Annotated in this window: 17 protein-coding genes; 10 read left to right on the forward strand and 7 right to left on the reverse strand. The window is 52.3% G+C overall.

Features of this window, described 5'->3' with window-relative positions; translation table 11 throughout:
* Nucleotides 1-68: 68 nt before the first annotated feature.
* Nucleotides 69-2255 (reverse strand): hypothetical protein, encoded by a 2187-nt coding sequence (locus tag EKM84_RS03420; protein ID WP_125763679.1) that lies wholly within the window; start codon nucleotides 2253-2255, stop codon nucleotides 69-71.
* Between the two features lie 375 nt (nucleotides 2256-2630).
* Between EKM84_RS03420 and EKM84_RS03425 the strand changes: the two genes are divergently transcribed.
* The 4 genes from EKM84_RS03425 (at nucleotide 2631) to EKM84_RS03440 (ending at nucleotide 5800) form a co-directional block, all read left to right on the forward strand.
* Nucleotides 2631-3542 carry a hypothetical protein gene (locus EKM84_RS03425; RefSeq protein WP_125763681.1) on the forward strand — a complete coding sequence of 304 codons (912 nt, stop codon included), beginning with the start codon at nucleotides 2631-2633 and terminating at the stop codon, nucleotides 3540-3542.
* A gap of 132 nt (nucleotides 3543-3674) precedes the next feature.
* On the forward strand, nucleotides 3675-4502 hold the full coding sequence (locus EKM84_RS03430) for an undecaprenyl-diphosphate phosphatase (protein WP_125763683.1): 828 nt from the start codon (nucleotides 3675-3677) through the stop codon (nucleotides 4500-4502).
* A gap of 239 nt (nucleotides 4503-4741) precedes the next feature.
* Complete coding sequence (locus tag EKM84_RS03435; protein WP_125763685.1) at nucleotides 4742-5140, forward strand: aggregation-promoting factor C-terminal-like domain-containing protein; 399 nt, start codon at nucleotides 4742-4744, stop codon at nucleotides 5138-5140.
* A 126-nt stretch (nucleotides 5141-5266) separates the two neighbouring features.
* The gene (locus EKM84_RS03440) at nucleotides 5267-5800 is read left to right on the forward strand and encodes a hypothetical protein (protein ID WP_125763687.1); all 534 of its coding nucleotides are present in this window, start codon (nucleotides 5267-5269) and stop codon (nucleotides 5798-5800) included.
* A 41-nt stretch (nucleotides 5801-5841) separates the two neighbouring features.
* Here EKM84_RS03440 and EKM84_RS03445 read toward each other — a convergent pair whose 3' ends face one another.
* From EKM84_RS03445 to EKM84_RS03460, 4 genes are all read right to left on the reverse strand, one after another.
* Nucleotides 5842-6330: a hypothetical protein gene (locus EKM84_RS03445; RefSeq protein WP_125763689.1), complete on the reverse strand. Its 489-nt coding sequence runs from the start codon at nucleotides 6328-6330 to the stop codon at nucleotides 5842-5844.
* A gap of 126 nt (nucleotides 6331-6456) precedes the next feature.
* The gene (locus EKM84_RS03450; protein ID WP_125763691.1) at nucleotides 6457-7635 is read right to left on the reverse strand and encodes an AbrB/MazE/SpoVT family DNA-binding domain-containing protein; all 1179 of its coding nucleotides are present in this window, start codon (nucleotides 7633-7635) and stop codon (nucleotides 6457-6459) included.
* Nucleotides 7636-7785: 150 nt separating this feature from the next.
* Nucleotides 7786-8649: an aldo/keto reductase gene (locus EKM84_RS03455; RefSeq protein WP_125763693.1), complete on the reverse strand. Its 864-nt coding sequence runs from the start codon at nucleotides 8647-8649 to the stop codon at nucleotides 7786-7788.
* A 6-nt stretch (nucleotides 8650-8655) separates the two neighbouring features.
* Nucleotides 8656-9525 (reverse strand): aldo/keto reductase, encoded by an 870-nt coding sequence (locus EKM84_RS03460; RefSeq protein WP_125763695.1) that lies wholly within the window; start codon nucleotides 9523-9525, stop codon nucleotides 8656-8658.
* Between the two features lie 549 nt (nucleotides 9526-10074).
* On the opposite strand from EKM84_RS03460, the gene EKM84_RS03465 reads away from it, so the two are divergent.
* Together EKM84_RS03465 and EKM84_RS03470 are read left to right on the forward strand one after the other, a co-directional pair.
* Nucleotides 10075-10950 carry a LysR family transcriptional regulator gene (locus tag EKM84_RS03465; protein ID WP_125763697.1) on the forward strand — a complete coding sequence of 292 codons (876 nt, stop codon included), beginning with the start codon at nucleotides 10075-10077 and terminating at the stop codon, nucleotides 10948-10950.
* Nucleotides 10951-11058: 108 nt separating this feature from the next.
* A complete protein-coding gene (locus EKM84_RS03470; RefSeq protein ID WP_125763699.1) occupies nucleotides 11059-12099 on the forward strand; it encodes an alcohol dehydrogenase catalytic domain-containing protein in 1041 nt (346 codons plus the stop codon).
* 300 nt (nucleotides 12100-12399) lie between these two features.
* Here EKM84_RS03470 and EKM84_RS14125 read toward each other — a convergent pair whose 3' ends face one another.
* The gene (locus tag EKM84_RS14125; protein ID WP_164511287.1) at nucleotides 12400-12564 is read right to left on the reverse strand and encodes a hypothetical protein; all 165 of its coding nucleotides are present in this window, start codon (nucleotides 12562-12564) and stop codon (nucleotides 12400-12402) included.
* A gap of 131 nt (nucleotides 12565-12695) precedes the next feature.
* Nucleotides 12696-13271 carry an NADPH-dependent F420 reductase gene (locus EKM84_RS03475; protein ID WP_125763701.1) on the reverse strand — a complete coding sequence of 192 codons (576 nt, stop codon included), beginning with the start codon at nucleotides 13269-13271 and terminating at the stop codon, nucleotides 12696-12698.
* A 754-nt stretch (nucleotides 13272-14025) separates the two neighbouring features.
* Between EKM84_RS03475 and EKM84_RS03480 the strand changes: the two genes are divergently transcribed.
* The 4 genes from EKM84_RS03480 (at nucleotide 14026) to EKM84_RS03495 (ending at nucleotide 18432) form a co-directional block, all read left to right on the forward strand.
* Nucleotides 14026-14457 carry an Rrf2 family transcriptional regulator gene (locus tag EKM84_RS03480; protein WP_125763703.1) on the forward strand — a complete coding sequence of 144 codons (432 nt, stop codon included), beginning with the start codon at nucleotides 14026-14028 and terminating at the stop codon, nucleotides 14455-14457.
* Between the two features lie 370 nt (nucleotides 14458-14827).
* Nucleotides 14828-15553, forward strand: a complete 726-nt coding sequence (locus tag EKM84_RS03485; RefSeq protein ID WP_125763705.1) for a WxL domain-containing protein — start codon at nucleotides 14828-14830, stop codon at nucleotides 15551-15553.
* Nucleotides 15554-15858: 305 nt separating this feature from the next.
* On the forward strand, nucleotides 15859-16941 hold the full coding sequence (locus EKM84_RS03490) for a DUF916 and DUF3324 domain-containing protein (RefSeq protein ID WP_125763707.1): 1083 nt from the start codon (nucleotides 15859-15861) through the stop codon (nucleotides 16939-16941).
* 18 nt (nucleotides 16942-16959) lie between these two features.
* On the forward strand, nucleotides 16960-18432 hold the full coding sequence (locus tag EKM84_RS03495; RefSeq protein WP_125763709.1) for an Ig-like domain-containing protein: 1473 nt from the start codon (nucleotides 16960-16962) through the stop codon (nucleotides 18430-18432).
* The last annotated feature ends 510 nt before the right edge of the window (nucleotides 18433-18942 follow it).

Here is an 18942-nt window from a genome sequence, read left to right on the forward strand (position 1 = left end):
TTTTAGTATACCCCAAGCCGAACAAAAAGGCTGGCAAACTCACCAGCCTCTTGCGTTATTTATTAAAATTAGGAAACGCCATCGATCAGCTGCCAGCCGACGACAATCGTATAGTCGCCCACAATGGCATCACTGTTGATCTGCGCCTGCATCCCGGCCTTTTGGCCCCAACTACTGGTCACGTCCGTCGTGCCCGTATCCGTCGCCGTATTGGTATGGGTCATCACGGTCTGCGGCGTCTGATTCAGCGTGACCTCGGTGCCATTCTGGCGTTTATAAACCAGATTCCCCGAGAGTTGGCCATCCGGCGTGGTCGCTTGGGCCGTAGCGTTTGCCTGCAAGGTCCACGCACTCCCAGTGCCGCGGGTGTCGATCACGTTAATGGTCCACCCCGCATCCGGCTCAACCGCTTGCGCCGAACCGGTCAGTTTGGTGGTGAATTTCGCCTGATCGGAAACGTTGGCCAACTGGAGCACCCCCATGTTTAGCGTCCAGGTGGCGGCGTCGGAGCTGTTGCCTTCCTCGTCGCTTGCCTTCACCACCAGTGAATTACTGCCCGACACCAGGTCGGCAGCGGGAATCGTGAAGTTAAACTCGCCTTCGTCATCCGGTTGGGTCATCAGCGTTTTACCGTTGAGGGTCCCCGTCACGGTAACGTTTCGGTAATCGTAGTCGTCGGGAATATTGTCCATCACCACCGTCCCAGTCACCTTAGTGTCCTGGTTGGGCTGCACGTTGACCGGGTCGCCGCTGAGCTTGTGGATTGAGATCAAGCGGTTCGGCGTCAGGGTAAACGGCACCGTATCGGTACTCAAAATGTTATTCGTGCCGTCAAAATTACTGGTCGTGGCGGGCACGGTCGTTTCCTTGGTCACATCATCGGCCGTCCCCAGTAGCGTAATGCTAGCTTCTTTATTTGAATTACTCAAGTCTTGCGGCAACGTGTACTTGGCCAGCTGACTGGCTAAGTTGTCCCCGGTCAGGGTCGCTACCTTGCTGTCGCCGTAGCTGACGATTGCCTGATTAAACGTCAGGTCACGTGGCAGGCTGAGCTTAGCCACAATGTTCTTCCAGTCCTGCCGGCCATCGACGTACCCCAGGTTGTAGGTCAATTTAACCTTGTCGTCCGACTTGACCTTGTCCCCGCTGGCAACGTCTTTGCCGGTCGTGACATCGTTCAGGGTGCTTTTCGCCGTTGCGTTGACCAGCCCGGGAATCTGTTCAAAAATCACCAAATTATTTTCCCACTTAGACGAATCCGTCGTCCCGGTAAAGCCCCAGCGGGTTTCGCCGGAGTCCGTGGTCGTGATAGTGGTCGGGTCATTGCCCCCACCCACCAGGCCGCCGGGGTCCAAACTGAAGTCGGCGCCCTGACCCTTCAACTTCTCACCGGTCTGGGGATCCTTGTCATCAATCACATAATTCATCTTGCTGTACCCGTCCCACGTCAGGGTGAGGTGGTGCCATTTACCATCGGATAGACTTAGATTGTTCACGGTTCCCCGATGTAACATATATGGGGCTGAAATAGCTGGGTCAGAAACATACGTCTTGGTATCACTGGGATAATTCCAGGCAATGTGTGCGCCAGAAACACTCGCAACATTATCGAACGAATTACTGTAATCTAGGGCACTGCTAGGTGTCTTATTAGTTTCTGTATCAAACTCCATCGCCCAACTGTGCTGAATGGCTGATTTTGCTATCGTGTCAGGCGTGGTATTGGTGAAGTAACTCGCCCCCCAAACACCTAAACTCTCGCCCTGAATAACGGGCCCGCCTATCAGTGATGACTGATACTTGGTCGTCGCCGCTAGCCCATTGCTGTCATTCTGCAAGACGAAGGCCATCCCCTCGCCCGCAGTCCCGGCACTCTGCTTGTTGCCAAAGTACATCCACATCGACGCCGTTTCCTGCACATGCTTCGAATTCAGCGGAAAGGGATTGTTGTCCGTGGACCAAATGGCGCCAGATTGGCCAGAACCATTCGTCACCTCGACCGCTTGGGTTCCGGAGACCCCAGCACTCTCGGGAACGTCAACCACCTTGGACTGATTGAATTTCTGTTTGCTCCAAGCCGTCCCGGGCGTAAAAATGTTGGCACTGCTGTCGCTAGCATCTTGAATCTTGATGCCTTGGGGCGCCGTGTTTAACGCATTGTCTAGATCCGCGTCAGCGTGTGCCACCCCATTGGCACCGATTCCCATCGCCACAATAAACCCTACTAGTCCTAGGCCCCATTGGGTTAACCGCATGTCTGCTCACTCCTTCGATTTACTTTGAAAGCAATTTCTGTCGAACATATTCAATGGTTTTTATTATACACTAAAATCGTTTAAATCGTAAGGTATTTTAAATAACAAACTATTTCGCTTTGCCGTTATCAGGTGAACACCGACTTCTAAGCAGTGAAAATCACCTGTCTGGCTTTCTTGAATTTGTCACAAAAATGAAAAAGCATTGCCCTAGTCGCTATTAAACCGGCAATTAACTCCCTAGAATCCTGCAATGACAGCGGTTTCACGCCTCGTCGGACCTGAAAATATACGAATAACGTGCTATAATCAAAAACAACTATTCGAAAATTCTATTTGTATATAAATCAACTGCTTAAGGAGGACCCCTGCACCATGTCATTGTCTAAACTTGAAGTCCGGGATTACCTGATAGGATTCGCTTTTGTCCTGTCGCTGGTCTCCATTGCCACCCTGCTCGGCGACTACGAGATCATCCTACCCGAGATTGGCGCATTAACGGCCGGCACTTGGATCTACCACAATAGTAGTTGGATCGCGCAGCCATTTAAGATTTTCCTCGCCCCATCCGGCACCGCCGTAATTGGCTTTCTGGTCAACCAACTAGGCATCACCTACGCCGAAAAGGTCTATCTAACGCTATTGCTCATCTTACTGTTACTTAGCGTTTTGCGCTCAACCCTGGCGCCGTCCTTCGCGACCGGCCTGTTGCCCATCATCATCAACGCCACGCACTGGTCATTTATCGTAGCCATCCTGGTCTTCACGTTGTCACTGACCGTGGGCGTCCTGTTGCAGGGCCACTACCGCGGCAAGCCAGCGGGCCAACCACTCCACGTGTCCCACATGTTAGGCTTCACGTTGGTGGCTTCCGTCTGGGTCGCAGCGGTCTGGCTAGCCGGTTTTCCACAAATGGCGGGGATTCCGCCGGTACTGGTCGTCTTTTTCGAGGTGTCCCAGATGCCAACCTATCCCGGCAAGCTCGCTATCAAACAGATCATTGCCCTGGCCGGCGCCGCCACTCTGGGCGTTATGATTCACCTGGTCTTGGCCTCCTGGCTCTTAACCACGCTGCTTGCGCTGCCACTGGTCTTTGTCCTGCTGCAACTGTTACGCATCAAGCTACCGGCAGCCTACGCGTTCCCGTTGCTAGCGTTGGTCTTACCGGCAAATATGTTCCACACCCTGCCCATCGCGGCCACGCTGGCGGCCTGCTTCTTCCTGGGGTCGGTCTTTGCCTTTCGCAAGGTCACGGCGCTACGGGGCCTGGCTTCGGAAAATAATTAAACTTGCGGTTCACAACGTTAATTGGTTGTGGGCCTTTTTCATTTACCAATCTTTTACTGAACCATCATCAGAGTTTTACACGACTCCCGTAAACTAGAAATTACTATTCTTCTACATAAAAGGAGTCTTCTTGTGTTAGATATTATTAAAGCCATTATTCTCGGTATCATTGAAGGGGTCACGGAGTTCCTGCCAATCAGTTCTACCGGTCACCTCTACCTCGCCGATGAATTTATTAAATTAGACGAGCCCACCGCCTTCATTAACATGTTAATGGTCGTCATCCAACTAGGTGCCATTCTGGCCGTCCTGGTTCTCTACTTTAATAAACTGAATCCCTGGGCGCGCAGTAAAAACCAATTGGCGCGTCACCAGACCTGGACGCTCTGGGTCAAGGTCATCATCGCCGTCCTACCCTCGGTCATCATTGGCCTCCCATTAAACGATTGGATGGATGCCCACCTGACTAGCTGGCAAGTCATCGCCACAACCTTAGTCTTGTACGGCATTTTGTTCATCCTCATTGAAAATTACAATCGGGCCAAGACGCCCCGGTTTACTGACTTGAACCAGTTGCCGCTGACCTTAGCCATTAGCATTGGCCTCTTCCAGGTGCTGGCCATGGTGCCCGGCACCTCCCGCTCAGGCGCCACCATTCTGGGGGCCATCTTGATTGGCGCCTCCCGTTACGTGGCCACCGAATTTTCCTTTTTCCTAGCGATTCCGACCATGTTTGGCGCCTCCTCATTGAAGGTTCTCAAATACTTCATTCACGGCAATACTTTCACTTACAGCCAAGTGATCGTTCTCCTGACCGGGGTCATCGTCTCCTATATCGTGGCCTACCTGTCGATCAAATTTCTCCTAAGCTACATTAAAAATAACGACTTCAAGCCCTTCGGCTGGTACCGAATTATCCTCGGAATCATCGTCATTGGCTATTTCGGATTAATCCGGTAGATTTTATTGGCTGCTAATAAGTCTTCCTATTCACTATTGAAACATTTGTATAAATTCGGTTACATACTTAGAGCCATCTAGGTTGAGGGGGTATCGTAACCCCTATGTATCCAAGGTTTACGTCATATAACTTTACTCGCTTGTGACGCCCTTTTAATTGCGTAGTAACACGATTGCAACATTTATCGCGTATCCTACAGGGTAGAGATTAACAAACGAGGAAGAGTGTTTAAAAAAATATGACTAAATTTAAAATCAAATTAGCTTCAATCTTATTAATTTTCGGCTTCTCATTCGGCATGATCGCCAATGTTGCCACTAGCTTCACTTCAGAACCTAGTGTGACCGCTGAAGCCGCTACACTGTCTGCTAATCAAAAGAAGCAAATCGCCCAAATCAACTCCGGCCTGTCCAAGAAGCAAAAGGCCGCCAAGAACTGGATTGCCTTCCGCGAATCCCGCTTCAGCTACCGTGCACGTAACGGTAACTGTTATGGTCGTTACCAATTACTGAAGTCTTACCTGCACGGTGACTTATCCGCCGTCAACCAAGAAAAGACTGCCAACAAGTACGTTGCTGGTCGTTACGGTTCTTGGACGAAAGCAAAGTCCTTCTGGCAACATCACCACTGGTACTAAACTAAATTTTAAGTTGCGACCGAACGTCTAAACCCGTTCGGTCGTTTTTTCTTGTCCAAATTTGTCATCCGCGCCTAATTCCCGTACACTGGGAACCAAACGCTACTCTACGAAAGAATGATGATTTTGAAAAAATGGCTAATTACCGCCGGTGCCGTCGCCTTATTGTTACTTGTCGGTGGCCTGGTTTGGACCCACCACAGCCCTTCGACCGCCCCCACAGCTAACTCCCAGTCGACTAAGAAGGCGGTCAAACATACCACGCCACCGCTCACCCTAGCTGAGTTGAAGGCCAGTCCCAAGCTCACTTACAGTTGCCTGATCTACTACGCCATCAAGGACACCAAGCTTCAGCGGTGGCAAGAGGTCAACGACTTTCAAGCCGGTTGGCAGGTCGAACACTTTGCCAAGAAACACCCGACGCGCTACCTGGTCTGGTCGGACATGAACATCACGTCCGCGGAAAAGAACCTGGCGCCCAACTGGTTTTCTCTCAGCGGCGACAAGGTCACCTACGACAGCATGATTGTCCACTCGTTTCATAAGGATCAGACGGCCACCACGACCTTGGCTAAAGTTATCAAAAGACTAAACGCCGATCACGCCATGAAGAAAGTCCGGTCGATGCCCACGAAGATGACGGTTTTGAATCATCGGTAAACAAAAGGGACTGATTCTTTTACGAACCAATCCCTCGAACGTTAATATTTGCCGTTAGCTAAGCCAGAGTAGCGATGAGTTATCTTGTGGCCTTTAATGAAATCAAACCAGTAACCGCTTTGGAATCCTCGCACAACCTTATACCGCTTATGTTTAATCTTACGAGTCGCTAGACTAAAATCATTTTCTGGAAACATGCTGCTAGAACTATCTTTTAACTTACTGTTCAAGGTAAAAAGGATTTGCCCTTTATACCGTCCAAATGTCTTAAATGCTAGCTTATGATTATTGGCCTTGGCATTAGCCTTTGCCTTAAATGGTTTTTTTCCATAATCTGGTCCAGAAATCTGAGCACTATGCTTTCTGATAATCAGTGTGTCCCACTTTTTATGGCCAGAATATCGATAGAATGTGCCACGAAACTTTGCTGGTACTGTCTTAGAAGATGCACTAGCACTAGTCGGCACTCCCAACAAAACAAATGCTACAATAACGCTAATGATGACTAGAACCTTTCGTTTTATTACCATTAAAATCCCTCCTATTACCAGAATAATCGTTTGAATTACACATTAACAGCATTCCCTAACCAGCCATGCCCAATTGGCTAGCAATCATATATCGTATCAAAAAATTGGTTAACGCCCCAACAGGCATTAACCAATTTTTTCGTTCTTTTCACGTTCTAAGACACCCTCGGTTCCCACATCAATCAACGCTTCAATTCGGTCCAGCAGCATTAACAGCCACCCAAAGGCCAGGACGAACGCCATCATTTCAAATGCAGTCAGGGAGAAGTAGCCAAACACCTGAAACAGCAACGCCGCAACCACCAGGGCCACGCCGACACCGTCCGACAGGTACAAGAAATCCTTGGTGATATCTGGCAAGAGCCAGCGCACACCCACGATAAGCGCAATGATAAAGTACACCAACAACACGGCGACTTGGTCGTGAAGCGCATGCGAATTCGCATTGTTCGGGAAAACCCCGACCATCCCCAAATCCAGTGCCGTTAGCGTCAACAGTGTGCGTAACACCAGCAGCTGCCGCGACTTGGGAAAGACCTCATGCAGCCGAACGAAGAGGTAATCGATCAACGCAATCATCAGTAGCGCTGAGAAGATCAGCGTCGCGTTGAACTGCCAACCGCTCGCCGCCCCATTGGTCCCTAGGAAACTCAGGTTATGTTGCCACCAGTATTTCTGGTTGTTCACGGCCATGGCAATGACCACGCCGCTAATAATCACCAGAATCAGCACGGTCGACAACACGCCGGCGTCCACCACCAGGGCGAAGTAGATCATCACCGCATTGGTCACCACGCCAAAAGCAAACAGAATCAGGCTGGCCGTCACCCGACCGAAGCTCGCCCCCTTGAATAGCACGCCCAACAGCCACATGCTTCCGGTCAGGACCAATCCCAGAATCAGGGCAAAAGACAACACGATGACCGGAAAGTTTCGCCAGTAAATGTTTTGGCTAAAATGCGTGTGGGGGTTCTTGCGGTCGCGAATAAAGAAGCCGGCGAACAAGAGGGTTCCCATGCTAACCCCCAGCAGAATGATCATCGTCGCTAACGAGTAGTTGCCCACTAGTTTTACCGTGTGAATCCCTTGAATCCGTAAGAAAATATAGAACGCCAGACTGACCACTAACGCCGTCAACACCGGCCACAGCAGTACCCGATTCTGAAATAATTGTTGCCGGGGTTCGTTGAGTTGCACCACCAGCCGGTCCCGCTTGACCACCAATTTGACGGGCGTATCTTCCTTCAAATGCAGTTGGTTGCTGATTTCTGCGGGTATTTTTAAATGAAACTCTTTCTCTGTCATTTTTCCTCCAGGTCGTTCACGTCACAATGAAGCCAATTATAACAAACTTTGTGACGCCCCGCCCGCCATTCTGGTGAAGCACGTGCTTAATTTCCCCTGAAAGCCAAAAAGGAACCGACCCATTCGCGGTCAGTTCCCTTTCATCAGTTATTAATCATCGGCGTGCACATCGTAAGCCGCTAACATCTGTTCAACGCCTGGGGCATCGGGATCATGCGACCCCTTGCCGGTATCCAGGGCTTCCAGCTGCTTCATTTCATCAGCCGTTAAGGTGAAGTCAAAGATGTCCAAATTACTCTTGATTCGGTCGGCGTGCACCGACTTAGGCAAAACAATGACGCCCAGTTGGTTTTCAAACCGGAGGATAACTTGCCCCGCATCCTTGTGGTATTTTTCAGCCAATTTGGCAATCACTGGGTTGGTCAACAAGGCTTGGTTCCCTTGACCTAAGGGTGCCCAGGCTTCCAGCTTCACATCGTCAGCCGCCATGATTTCACGGATGGCGTGTTGCTGGAACAGCGGGTTGAATTCAACCTGGTTAACGGCTGGCATGACCGTAAAGTCGGGCACAAAGTGGTTCCAGATTTTAGGCGTCATGTTGGAGACCCCAATCGCGCGAATCTTGCCCGCCTGTTGGGCTTCTTCCATGGCTCGCCAAGCGCCGACCACGTCACCATAGGGTTGATGAATCAAGTAAAGGTCTAAATAGTCCAGGCCCAACTTCTTCAGGGATAAATCGATGGCCTTCTTGGCTGGTTCGTACCCGAAGTCTTGGAGCCAAAGCTTGCTGGTGACCAAAATCTGGTCGCGAGGAATGCCACTATCCTTGATAGCCTGACCGACTTCGGCCTCATTAAAGTAGGCCACGGCTGTATCGATGTGGCGGTAACCATCCTTGAGCGCTTCCGTTACAGCCTTGTAAGTGGACCCGTCGCTAGGAATTTGGAAAACACCAAATCCAATCGCGGGAATCTCGTTACCATCATTTAACTTAATCGTTGGTGTCGTTGTCATATTATCTTACTCCTTTAATTGTTTTAAACTAGAACCGAAAATTTGTTCAATCGTGACCGGATCGCGGTGGTCAAAGAACTGGCTTTCCTGCCGGTCCAATGCCGCCATCGTGGTCATTTCTGCTGGAGTCAATTCAAAATCAAAGACGTCGATATTTTCTGCCATGCGTTCTGCGTGCACGGACTTGGGAATCACCGTGATGCCGCGCTGCAGGAGCCACCGCAGGATGACCTGTCCCACCGTCTTGCCGTGAGCCTGGGCAATCCCAGCAATCGTTTCATTGGTGAAAATATCATGTTTGCCCTCGGCGAATGGCGCCCAGGCTTCGACGCGGATGTCTTCGCCCTGGTTAAACGCCACCTCAGTGGGCTGTTGGTACCACGGGTTGACCTCAATCTGGTTAATCACCGGCTTCACGTTCATGGTCAGCTCCAGGTTCTTCAGCTGATCGGCGTAAAAGTTGGAGACCCCAATCGAGCGAATCTTGCCGGCCTGTTGAGCCTCCTCCAGTGCGCGCCAAGCTCCCATCGTGTCGCCGTAAGGCTGGTGCAACAGGTATAAGTCCAAATAATCCAGGCCCAGGCGTGCCAGTGAGGCGTCGATGCCCCGCTTGGCCCGGTCATAGGTGAAGTCAGACACCCACAGCTTCGAGGTCACAAAGATATCGTCGCGGGGCACGCCACTGCGCTTGATGCCGCGGCCAACGGCTTCTTCGTTTTGGTAAGCCGTCGCGGTATCCAGTAACCGGTAACCGGCTTGTAGGGCGGCAATCACGGCATCTTCGCATTCCTTTAAATCGGGAACCTGAAAGACCCCGAAGCCTAATTGTGGCATCTCATGACCATCGTTTAATTTAATTGTTGGGACATTTGTCATTTAACTCATCTTGCCTTTCGCTTAACTGATGAGATTACTATAGTCCCAATCCAATCCGTTGAAAATTACCAATAATTTATGCTAGTATTCGTTTAGCGTATACTAGTCTTGGATTTCGCCTCCGGGACGGTGAAAACAGACCGGGACGCTGCAGCTAGTCCGTTCCCGCCGGCGGGATCAAAGCGCCCTGCTGTGGGGCCGGTTCCAGCCAAAGAACGGGCTTCCACCTCGACTTTGCGCCTGAAAAGCGGTCGCAAAGGTTGTCCCATGGGCTAAGCTGAGTAAAAACCACTCAGCTAAGGCCATCGACACAGCTGGTCACTTTGGCCCGCCTCTGGTCACTAACAACGGCTAACCAATTCTTATCATCCTTGCGGTACAGCCAACTTTAAATCGCCAATTAACCCCTCATCAGCAATGACTGATTGGCCTTCAGCCTTAACCACAAAATCCATTATAGCCACGCCCCCACCAAATAAAAGAAGGCACTTCAAAGTACCTCCGCACCCTGCTCAAAATTCCGTTTATCCATCAAGGAGGTTCACCAATTTGCTAGACAATTACCTACTCCAAGAACTCATTACCTTTGCCCAGACGGGAACGCTGGCTAAAACGGCGGCTACGCTCAACGTGACACAGCCGACCGTGACTCGGGGCATGCAAAAGCTCGAGACCGACCTAGGCGTGCAGCTCTTTGACCGTCAACCCAATCGGATTCGCCTGACCGCAACCGGGGAACTCGCCGCCCGTGAAGCCGCCAAGTTATTACAGGCTAATCACGAGACCGCGGTCCGCATTCAAAACTTTGACCGCAATCAACGCGTGCTTAAAGTGGCGGCCTCTCTGCCCGGACCCATGATTGTCTTGCAATCACTGAAAGACCGGTTGCCCGCTAACCTCCAACTTGCCCCCGTCGCTTCACTCCCCAAACCAGCGGAAAGTCTCCGCAATCACGCGTACACGTTAGTCTTCACCAACCACCCGCTGACCGCCACCGACATTGCCAGCCAACTAATTGGCACGGAAAATCTGGCCATCTACCTCAACCAATTTATGTATCAAGCCAATCAGTCCACAGTCACCTTCGCGGATCTGGCTGGCCTGAGCTTCGTGGTACCCGTCGACATCGGCCCCTGGCGCGCCATCATCCAGGACAACATCCCCGACGCCAAGTTCTTCTACCAAAAGGAACGGGAAGCGTTGGCGGAGATTACCAAATTTTCCGACTTCCCCTACTTTGCCACCAACGTCTCACCCTTCGATTCGGCCTTGCCGCCTGAAGCCACGGTCAACGACAACCGGCGACTCCTGCCCATCAGTGATGCGGCGGCCCACATGACCATTTACGCCAACTATTTAACATCCGCGTCCTCGCGGGTCAAGCCAGTCATCACAACCCTACAGGCGGCCTGGCCAGAGGCGTGACGTGAAAATACCACTCACCCGACAGAAGAATTGAAAAGTTCAGTTACTTTACATTCAAAATTTAAACGCCTAAAATTCAACTAGATATATTTAGGAGGTCACAAACTTATGAAATCCACCATGTTCATGGAACCTGGAAAAGTTGAAATTGAAGATATTGACAAGCCAACGGTGCAAGCACCCGATGACGTCATCATTCACGTTGTCCGGACCTGCGTCTGTGGCTCCGACCTGTGGGCTTACCGCGGGCTCGAAGACAAGGAAAAGCATTCCGAAAACACCGGCCACGAAGCCATCGGGATCGTTGAAGAAGTCGGCAGCGACATCACGACTGTCCAACCCGGCGACTTTGTCATCGCGCCATTTACCCATGGTTGCGGTCACTGTGCGGCTTGCCGGGCCGGCTTTGACGGCGATTGCCAAAACCACACCGACAACTTCAGTAACGGCGTGCAAGCCGAATACATTCGTTTCCAACACGGCGAATGGGCCCTGGTCAAGATTCCTGGCAAGCCAGCCGACTACAGCGAAGAAATGCTGAAGTCCCTGCTGACCTTAGCCGACGTCATGGCTACCGGTTACCACGCCGCTCGCGTCGCTAACGTTTCCGCTGGCGACACGGTTGTCGTCGTCGGTGACGGTGCCGTGGGTCTCTGTGGGGTCATCGCCGCTCAAATGCGCGGGGCTAAGCGGATCATCATCATGAGCCGTCACGAAGACCGGCAAAAGCTGGCCACTGAATTTGGCGCCACCGACATCATCGCTGAACGTGGTGACGACGCGGTTGCCAAGGTGATGGCCATGACCAACAACGCCGGTGCCGACGCCGTGCTCGAATGTGTCGGGACGGAACAGTCTAACGACACCGCCATGAAGGTCGGCCGTCCAGGCGCCATCGTCGGCCGGGTTGGCCTGCCTCACGAACCCAAGATGGACATGAGCAGCTCCTTCTACAGCAACACCATCATCGCTGGGGGTCCCGCTTCCGTAACGACCTACGACAAGCAAACCTTGTTGAAGGCCGTGCTCGACGGTGACATCCATCCTGGGAAGGTCTTCACGAAGTCCTTCACCTTGGACGCCATTGACGATGCTTACCAAGCTATGACGAAGCGTGAAGCGATCAAGTCCTTGGTCGTTGTCGACTAAAAATAGGTGATTGATTCCGTTCCCGGCGGCGGGCTCAAAGCGCCCTGCTGTGGGGAACGGTTCCAGCCTGAGGGGCGGTCTTCCACCTCGCCTGAAAACCTGGAAAATCACCAGTCTCTCAGGTCGTCCCGTGCTCTAAACTGAGAAAATCGCTCAGTTAAGACCACCGACACAGCTGGGCACTTTGGCCCGCCTCTGGTCACTAACAATGATCATCTATTTTCAGTTTTTCGTATTGATTAATCAGTTCTAAATTGATGCGCATCATATTAAAACAAGGATTAAGCCAGCAACATTGGCTTAATCCTTGTTTTCGTCTGGCTCTAACAACCACTCGTCTAATTCCTTGTCGGTCTTAATTTCTCGAACCCGGCCAGCGGCGATTTCCTGTTGAATTGCCACGCTTAATGCTTTTGCCGCCTCAGTTTCAGGGTTTACGTGTTGCTCATTTTGCTGATTAGCCATTACCGAATCACTCCTTGCAACACAGTATAACAGGTTCTTAGAAAATGATACCCTTCCGCAACTCACAAAAGGACCCGAGAACGTTGATGTTCTCGGGCCCTTACTATTTCACTAATCTTCTATTCTACTCTTTACTTTAAAACGCCGAAGCCACCGGTCCAGCCAATCTTTTCGCTGGCAGCCAAGGTCATTTGTAAGAAACCAAAGCTTTCGAGTTCCCGGGCACGCTTCAATGAACCAGCGTCAACGAAGGCCACACCACTGTCGGTCAAGGCGTCAGCTAATTCTTGCTTAGCAGCGGCGTCATCTCCAGCGGCCATCACGGTCGTTTGGACTTGGTCGCTGACCTTGCGGCTCTGTAAAGTTGCGGCGAAAGTCGTGTTGAAGCCCTTAACCACCTTGGAATCTGGCAACAAGGCAGCGATTTGTGCGGCTGCGGAACTGTCAGCGGGAACAACTAATTCGTCCCAAGTGTCAAAGTTCAATGGGTTGGTAATGTCGACGACAACCTTGCCAGCTAAAGCGGCTTGGTTAGCCTTGGCAATGCTCAACGCAGCGTTGAATGGCACAGCCAAAACGACGATTGAACCCAAGTCTTCAACGGCGTCACCAGCGTCAATAAAACTAACCTGGTTCCCACCTTGCGTGAAGACGTCACCGATTGCTTGACCCATGTTACCCTTACCAAAAATTATAATTGCTGCCATAATGCAGACCCCCTGATGTGTTTTTATATTTTGTATTATTTTTAAGTACACTTTTAAGATACGTCAATTAACGATTAAAGTCAATGAATTCGCTTAAATTAATTTAATCAAACGGTTTTACCTGATTTTTTTACCAAAGTGTTATAGAATATAATACAGAAATGATTTGTGATTCCTATTTAACTACCAACTGTATTCAACAATTCCATTCATCTATTTTCAAGTATAATCTGCTCAACGGCTAACAGCGTTCCCACAACAAACGCAAAAAATCAAAGTGGAAAGAACCGGCGCCGAGTCATTCGACACCGCCACCACTGGTTCTGGGTTCAGCCAGTATCAGCCGCAGGGCTGGGAAAACTGGGCCGATCGTGGGAGTGACCAGAGGCGCGCCAAGATTAAACCTCGCCAGATATAGCAGACCACCTCACAACCAACGGAAAAATCAAGACGGCAAGAACCGGCGCCGACTCATTTGAACCCACCACTAGTTCTGGGTTCAACCAGTGTCAGCCGCAGGGCTGGTGAAAATGGGCTCAGCCGTGGGAGTTGCCTTAGCGGGTTTCCCGCTTAGGCAACTGCTATCTTTGAGACTCGCTTCTCAGAGGCTCAAAGTAAGTCTGGAGACCGCCCTTCGGCTCCAGACGTGCGCCCACAGCGCCACGGCCCATTTTCACCAGCCCGGAGGCGCTGATAACAACATTTGTTGGACCCCAAACCAATGTAACCCAAAAATAAAGGAGGCGCCAAAAACATGGCGAACACGCAGTTCAGTGACACCATCCACGTCCTAGTCTACATCGCCTACTTCAAAGGCAAAAAAATGACCAGCCAAGAAATTGCCAGCAGTCTAGAAACCTCACCCAGCCTCATCCGCAAGATCATGGCCAATTTAAAACGCCACGACCTACTAGCACCAACGCACGGGCCAACCCAACTGGCGCTGGCCCGCGAACCAGCGGCCATCACGCTGCGAGACATCTACGCGACGCTGCCTAACCAGGCGCCACTCCTCAACGTAGATACCCACACTTCGGAGAACTGTCCGGTCGGGCAAACAGTACCGAAAGTTTTAACCAACTACTACCAAGAGATTCAGGCCGCCGCGGAGGCCAAGATGGCGAAGATCACCCTGCAGGACGTCCTCAATGACGTCACCCTGATGCAGCGACTCACCACCGAGTAACTTGTTTAAATTGCCGACTAATTGTGCTAACAGCCAATTAGCCGGCAATTTTTGTCTCCCCTGTACCACGCGGAGGGCTGCGCCACAATTTACCAGCAAACACACCCCACGTTTTGCAGTTGGTGTACTCACCACGCTAAGCCCCGCTTTCCCATAACGGTCACTACCCAATCCCTGTTACCATACAGTTGCCACCGGAGGAGAGCGACACTTATTTAACCCTAACTTGGTTCCCGTGACCAACCATTGCCGGCCAACCCCCGCAAACAGCCCCCTGTCACCCCAGTGCGACCGGCACCGTTGGCCACCCAACCAAGTCGGTACTTTGCTTAGTCAAACTTGGGTTTAACCCAGATTGGAGGAGAAAATTATGCGTGTTCTAAAATTACTGAGTGGCGTTGGCAGTACTGTGGCCGTCGCCGCAGCCGTGCTGGCCTTGAATCCGTTAGTCGCCGGCGCCGCTGGTCCTGGGACCGCAACCAGTAACTTGACCAACGTTTCCAGTGGCTACGTTGCGGACAGCACCGGCAATGCCGAAGCCACGTCCAACGCGGAATTTACGGTGACCCCCGGGACGTTGAGCCTGAACCAGGTACCTAACATCATGTTGGGCACCGTCAGCGTTAAAGACATCGCCACGGCTAACACCACGGTTCCGGTCACCAGTGGGGCACCCACTAGTGGAACCGCTTACGACGGCAACAATACCGGTACCCTGAACGTGACTGACTTCCGTGGCAACAACGCCGGCTGGTCACTTTCCGTGGGGTTAAGTCCCTTTACCTCAGGCAAGTCGACCATTACCAACGCAACGTTGAACTTGAATCAGACGCCGGGTACCCTCGACAACAGTGCCACCGCTGCCCCAAGCAGTCTGAAATTAACGCAGTCCGCCGTCACCAACGGGTGGATCAGCAGTCCCCAAACCTTGTGGAACGCATCCGCTGAAACGGGTGAAGGCAACAACAGCGCCACAACCGCTACGAGCAGTAACCTACTGGTCGATCAGCAACCCACCATCGTTGCCGGGACTTATGACGCGACGCTTTACTGGGCCTTGCAAAATGCCCCAGCAACTACCACACCGGCACAATAGTCACTCAGCCGTCATTTGTCAGTTAAATAGTTTGGGATTAGACGCCGTTTGACTTCGTAGCCGAGTGGCGTCTAATACCCGTAGGTCCGGGTTTAGCCAGCCGTTTACGTTAGCTAAACCCGATACTTACCGCAACCGGTTAATCTAACTAACCATCCGCGTCGCGATTGACGCCGGCTTCTGATCACTTTTCGTCTTAGTTACTCAAGCAGCTTTCTCCTAACCCACCAAGCAATTAAGGTCACCTGACTAAGACGTCTCCCCGCCAACGGCTGCGGTTTACCCTCAAGGAAGGTCGTGCTGAAATGAAATTCAAATGGCTTTACCCCCTCCTCGCCGCCAGCCTACTCCTGACGGGGGGACTGGCTGGTGCCGCGCCCGCTTTTGCCGCCAAGGTGCCCGCTAATTTTGCGGCGACCCCCCTGCTGCCTAAAAATCAGATTTCGACGAAGGCCGGCTACTTCGACCTAAAGGTTACGCCCGGCGCAACCCAGGTGTTGAAACTGTCGGTAACCAACCCCAGCAACACCTCCCGGACACTCCAGGTCATCCCGGTCAATGCCACCACCGCCGATAGCGGCAACGCCGTCTACATCCCCTCCAAGCGGACCGACCCCTCGGCTCAGACCACGTTTACCAAAATGACGTCAGGTCCCGTCAGCATCACGCTGGCGCCACGCCAGGGGAAAACGGTCACGTTTCATACCCAGATTCCCGCGGCCGGCTTCTCCGGTGAGGTCCTTGGTGGCCTGTTCGTGACCGACCCGCACGCCACCAAGGCCCAAACGGAAAACGGTGACGCCTCCGACTTCCGGCTGAACAACCGCTACGCCGAGGTCACCGCCGTGGCGCTTCAGTGTCAGCCCGGTCAGACCTTTCGCACCAATTTAAAATTAGCCGGCGTCGGCGTGCGGCAACCGAATACCCACCCAACGGCGTTCGCCCGCATCCGTAACCTGACGCCCGCCATGTTTGGCCGCCTGGACATTGATGCCCGGGTCTTGCAAAACAGCACGGGCAAGCAAATTGCCACGGAAAACCTGCACAACGGGTCCATGGCACCCAACAGCTGGTTCGACTACCAGGTCGGCCTTGGCAACAAAAAGCTATCGGCCGGCAAGTACACGCTGAAGCTTCATGTCACCAGCGGCAAACGCTCGTGGAATTTCAGCGGCACCTTTACCCTGACCCGAAAACAAATCGCGGAACACAATTCCGTCATCAAATCCGATGAGCAACCGACCTACTGGTGGCTCTGGCTAATCCTCTTCTTGTTCTTATCCTTACTGTTGATCATTGGCGCCTACCTGCTGGGCAAACGGCGGTCACGCGACGATGATGACGATGATTCGGACGATTCGCAATCAACAAACGATACGCACGCGTAAGACTTGGGGGTGTTGGACATGCGTAGATGGCAACAGCAATTAATCCGGTTGGTAATTGGACTCCTGATTGGCTTGAGCACCCTCGGTATCGGCATTTCTGCTCAAGCGGCCAGTGCGCCCCAGACCCCAACGTCTCCCCCAACGACGATCATGGGCATCAACCTGGCTGGTGGTTTCACCCAAGAGCCAATTGACTCCAACCATATTTCTGGCGACACGGTCACGCTATCCGCTAAGGGGACCCGAAACATTTTGGAAGCTCTGACCAACCCCTTTGGCAGTCGGAAATACGTCTGGTGGGAATCCACCGATGGCGGCAACACGTATAGTACCGTTGGCTCCAACAGCACGACCTATTCGTTTACGGCGCCCACCGTCAGCAGCGTCACCAACCTGTACTTTCAATGTGAATATGACTTCACCGGGATTGGCTTCTTCTATAGTGAGTGGTCACGAATCGCGACCGTCACGGTTTTGCCTAACCGGGTACCGACGACTAGCATCAAAGTTAGTGCCGACAGCACCTCTCTGTATAACGGCGAAATCACGACGGTTCACGCGACACTCACACCAAGCACCGCGACCGACCCCATCACTTGGACCAGCAGCAATCCGTCGCTGGCCACGGTCGATGAATACGGGAACGTGGTCGCAACGGATACCTCCAGCGATACTAGTGGAACCGCTGACGACCACGGGACCGTCACCATTACCGGCTACAGCAACGGCAAAAGTGATTCCGTCAAGATTACCATCGGGACATTGCAAAACGTCACCGTTAACGAAGGCAGCGACGCCACGTTTACCCTGAAAGATCTCCCGGATGGCATGACCGTTGCCAATTGGTATCGGGTCGAGGACGGCACAGCCACGGCACTAAACTCGACGGCGACTAGTTACACCGTCAGCAAGGCTACCGTGGCGGGTGACAACGGCACATCGTACTATGCAACCTTGAATTACACACTGAATGGCAGTACCAAATCGGTCAACACCAACTCCGCGCTGCTGACCGTCAATAAGAGCGGCTTGTTAGCCTTAACGGCGGTCCCCAACTTTAACTTCGGTGGTATCGAAGCCACCACGCTGTGTCAGGGCGACGTCACGCTAGATAACATGGATGTCGCTAGCAATGACAGCAATGGCAGCGCCTATGATGGCAACGACGAAGGCTCACTAAGCGTCACCGACAGTCGCGAGACCGGCGGCGACTGGACGCTCTCAGCGACCCTGCCCCAATTTACGTTAGCGGATGCCGATACCGATGGTCACTTAGGGGCAACGACGCTTGACGTCTACGACCCCGCCGACCGCCTGGACCAGAACGTGCCAGCCAATAATGAGGCCACCACGATCTACACCTCCAGCGATTACGACGGCCAGGACTTCGACGTCACCGACAGTCAACTGTTGTTGGGCCAGGATCCACTGGTGACGGCGGGCGACTACCAGAGCACCATTACTTGGACCCTCTCCGTCGCCCCCAGCTAGCTTCCTGTCAAATGGCTGTCAGGTTGGCTTAGTGAAAAGTTCGCGGTAACTGGTCGTTCCCGCCGGCGGGCTCAAACCGCCCTGCTATGGGGTCGGTTCCAGCCTGAGGGACGGGCTTCCACCTCGATTTTGAGCCAAAAATCGGTCTCAAAAGTCGTCCCGTGGGCTAGGCTGGGAAAATACCCCAGCCAAGACCACCGACACAGCCGGGCAGTTTGGCTCGCCTCTGGTCACTAACGACAACCGTGCTTTTCACTAGCCGCCTGGCCGACAGGTGGTTGCTCTGGGCTGGTCTCCCCGAAGTGTATTTGGTTGGACTGGCCCTGATTAGAGTGGTTGTTGGTCTGTCTATTTGGATTCGACCGACTAGTTATTCTTTCACATCTCACAAAAATACTGAGTCCGCAATGCCGCGAACCCAGTATTTTTGTGCGGTCCTAGCCGTTTAACTTGGTCGTAGCTACTGCTGATTCCCACCACCATTTCCCATCTGAGAATTTATTAAAAGTC

The sequence above is a fragment of the Levilactobacillus mulengensis genome, assembly GCF_003946045.1.
GTDB classification, from domain to species: Bacteria; Bacillota; Bacilli; order Lactobacillales; family Lactobacillaceae; genus Levilactobacillus; species Levilactobacillus mulengensis.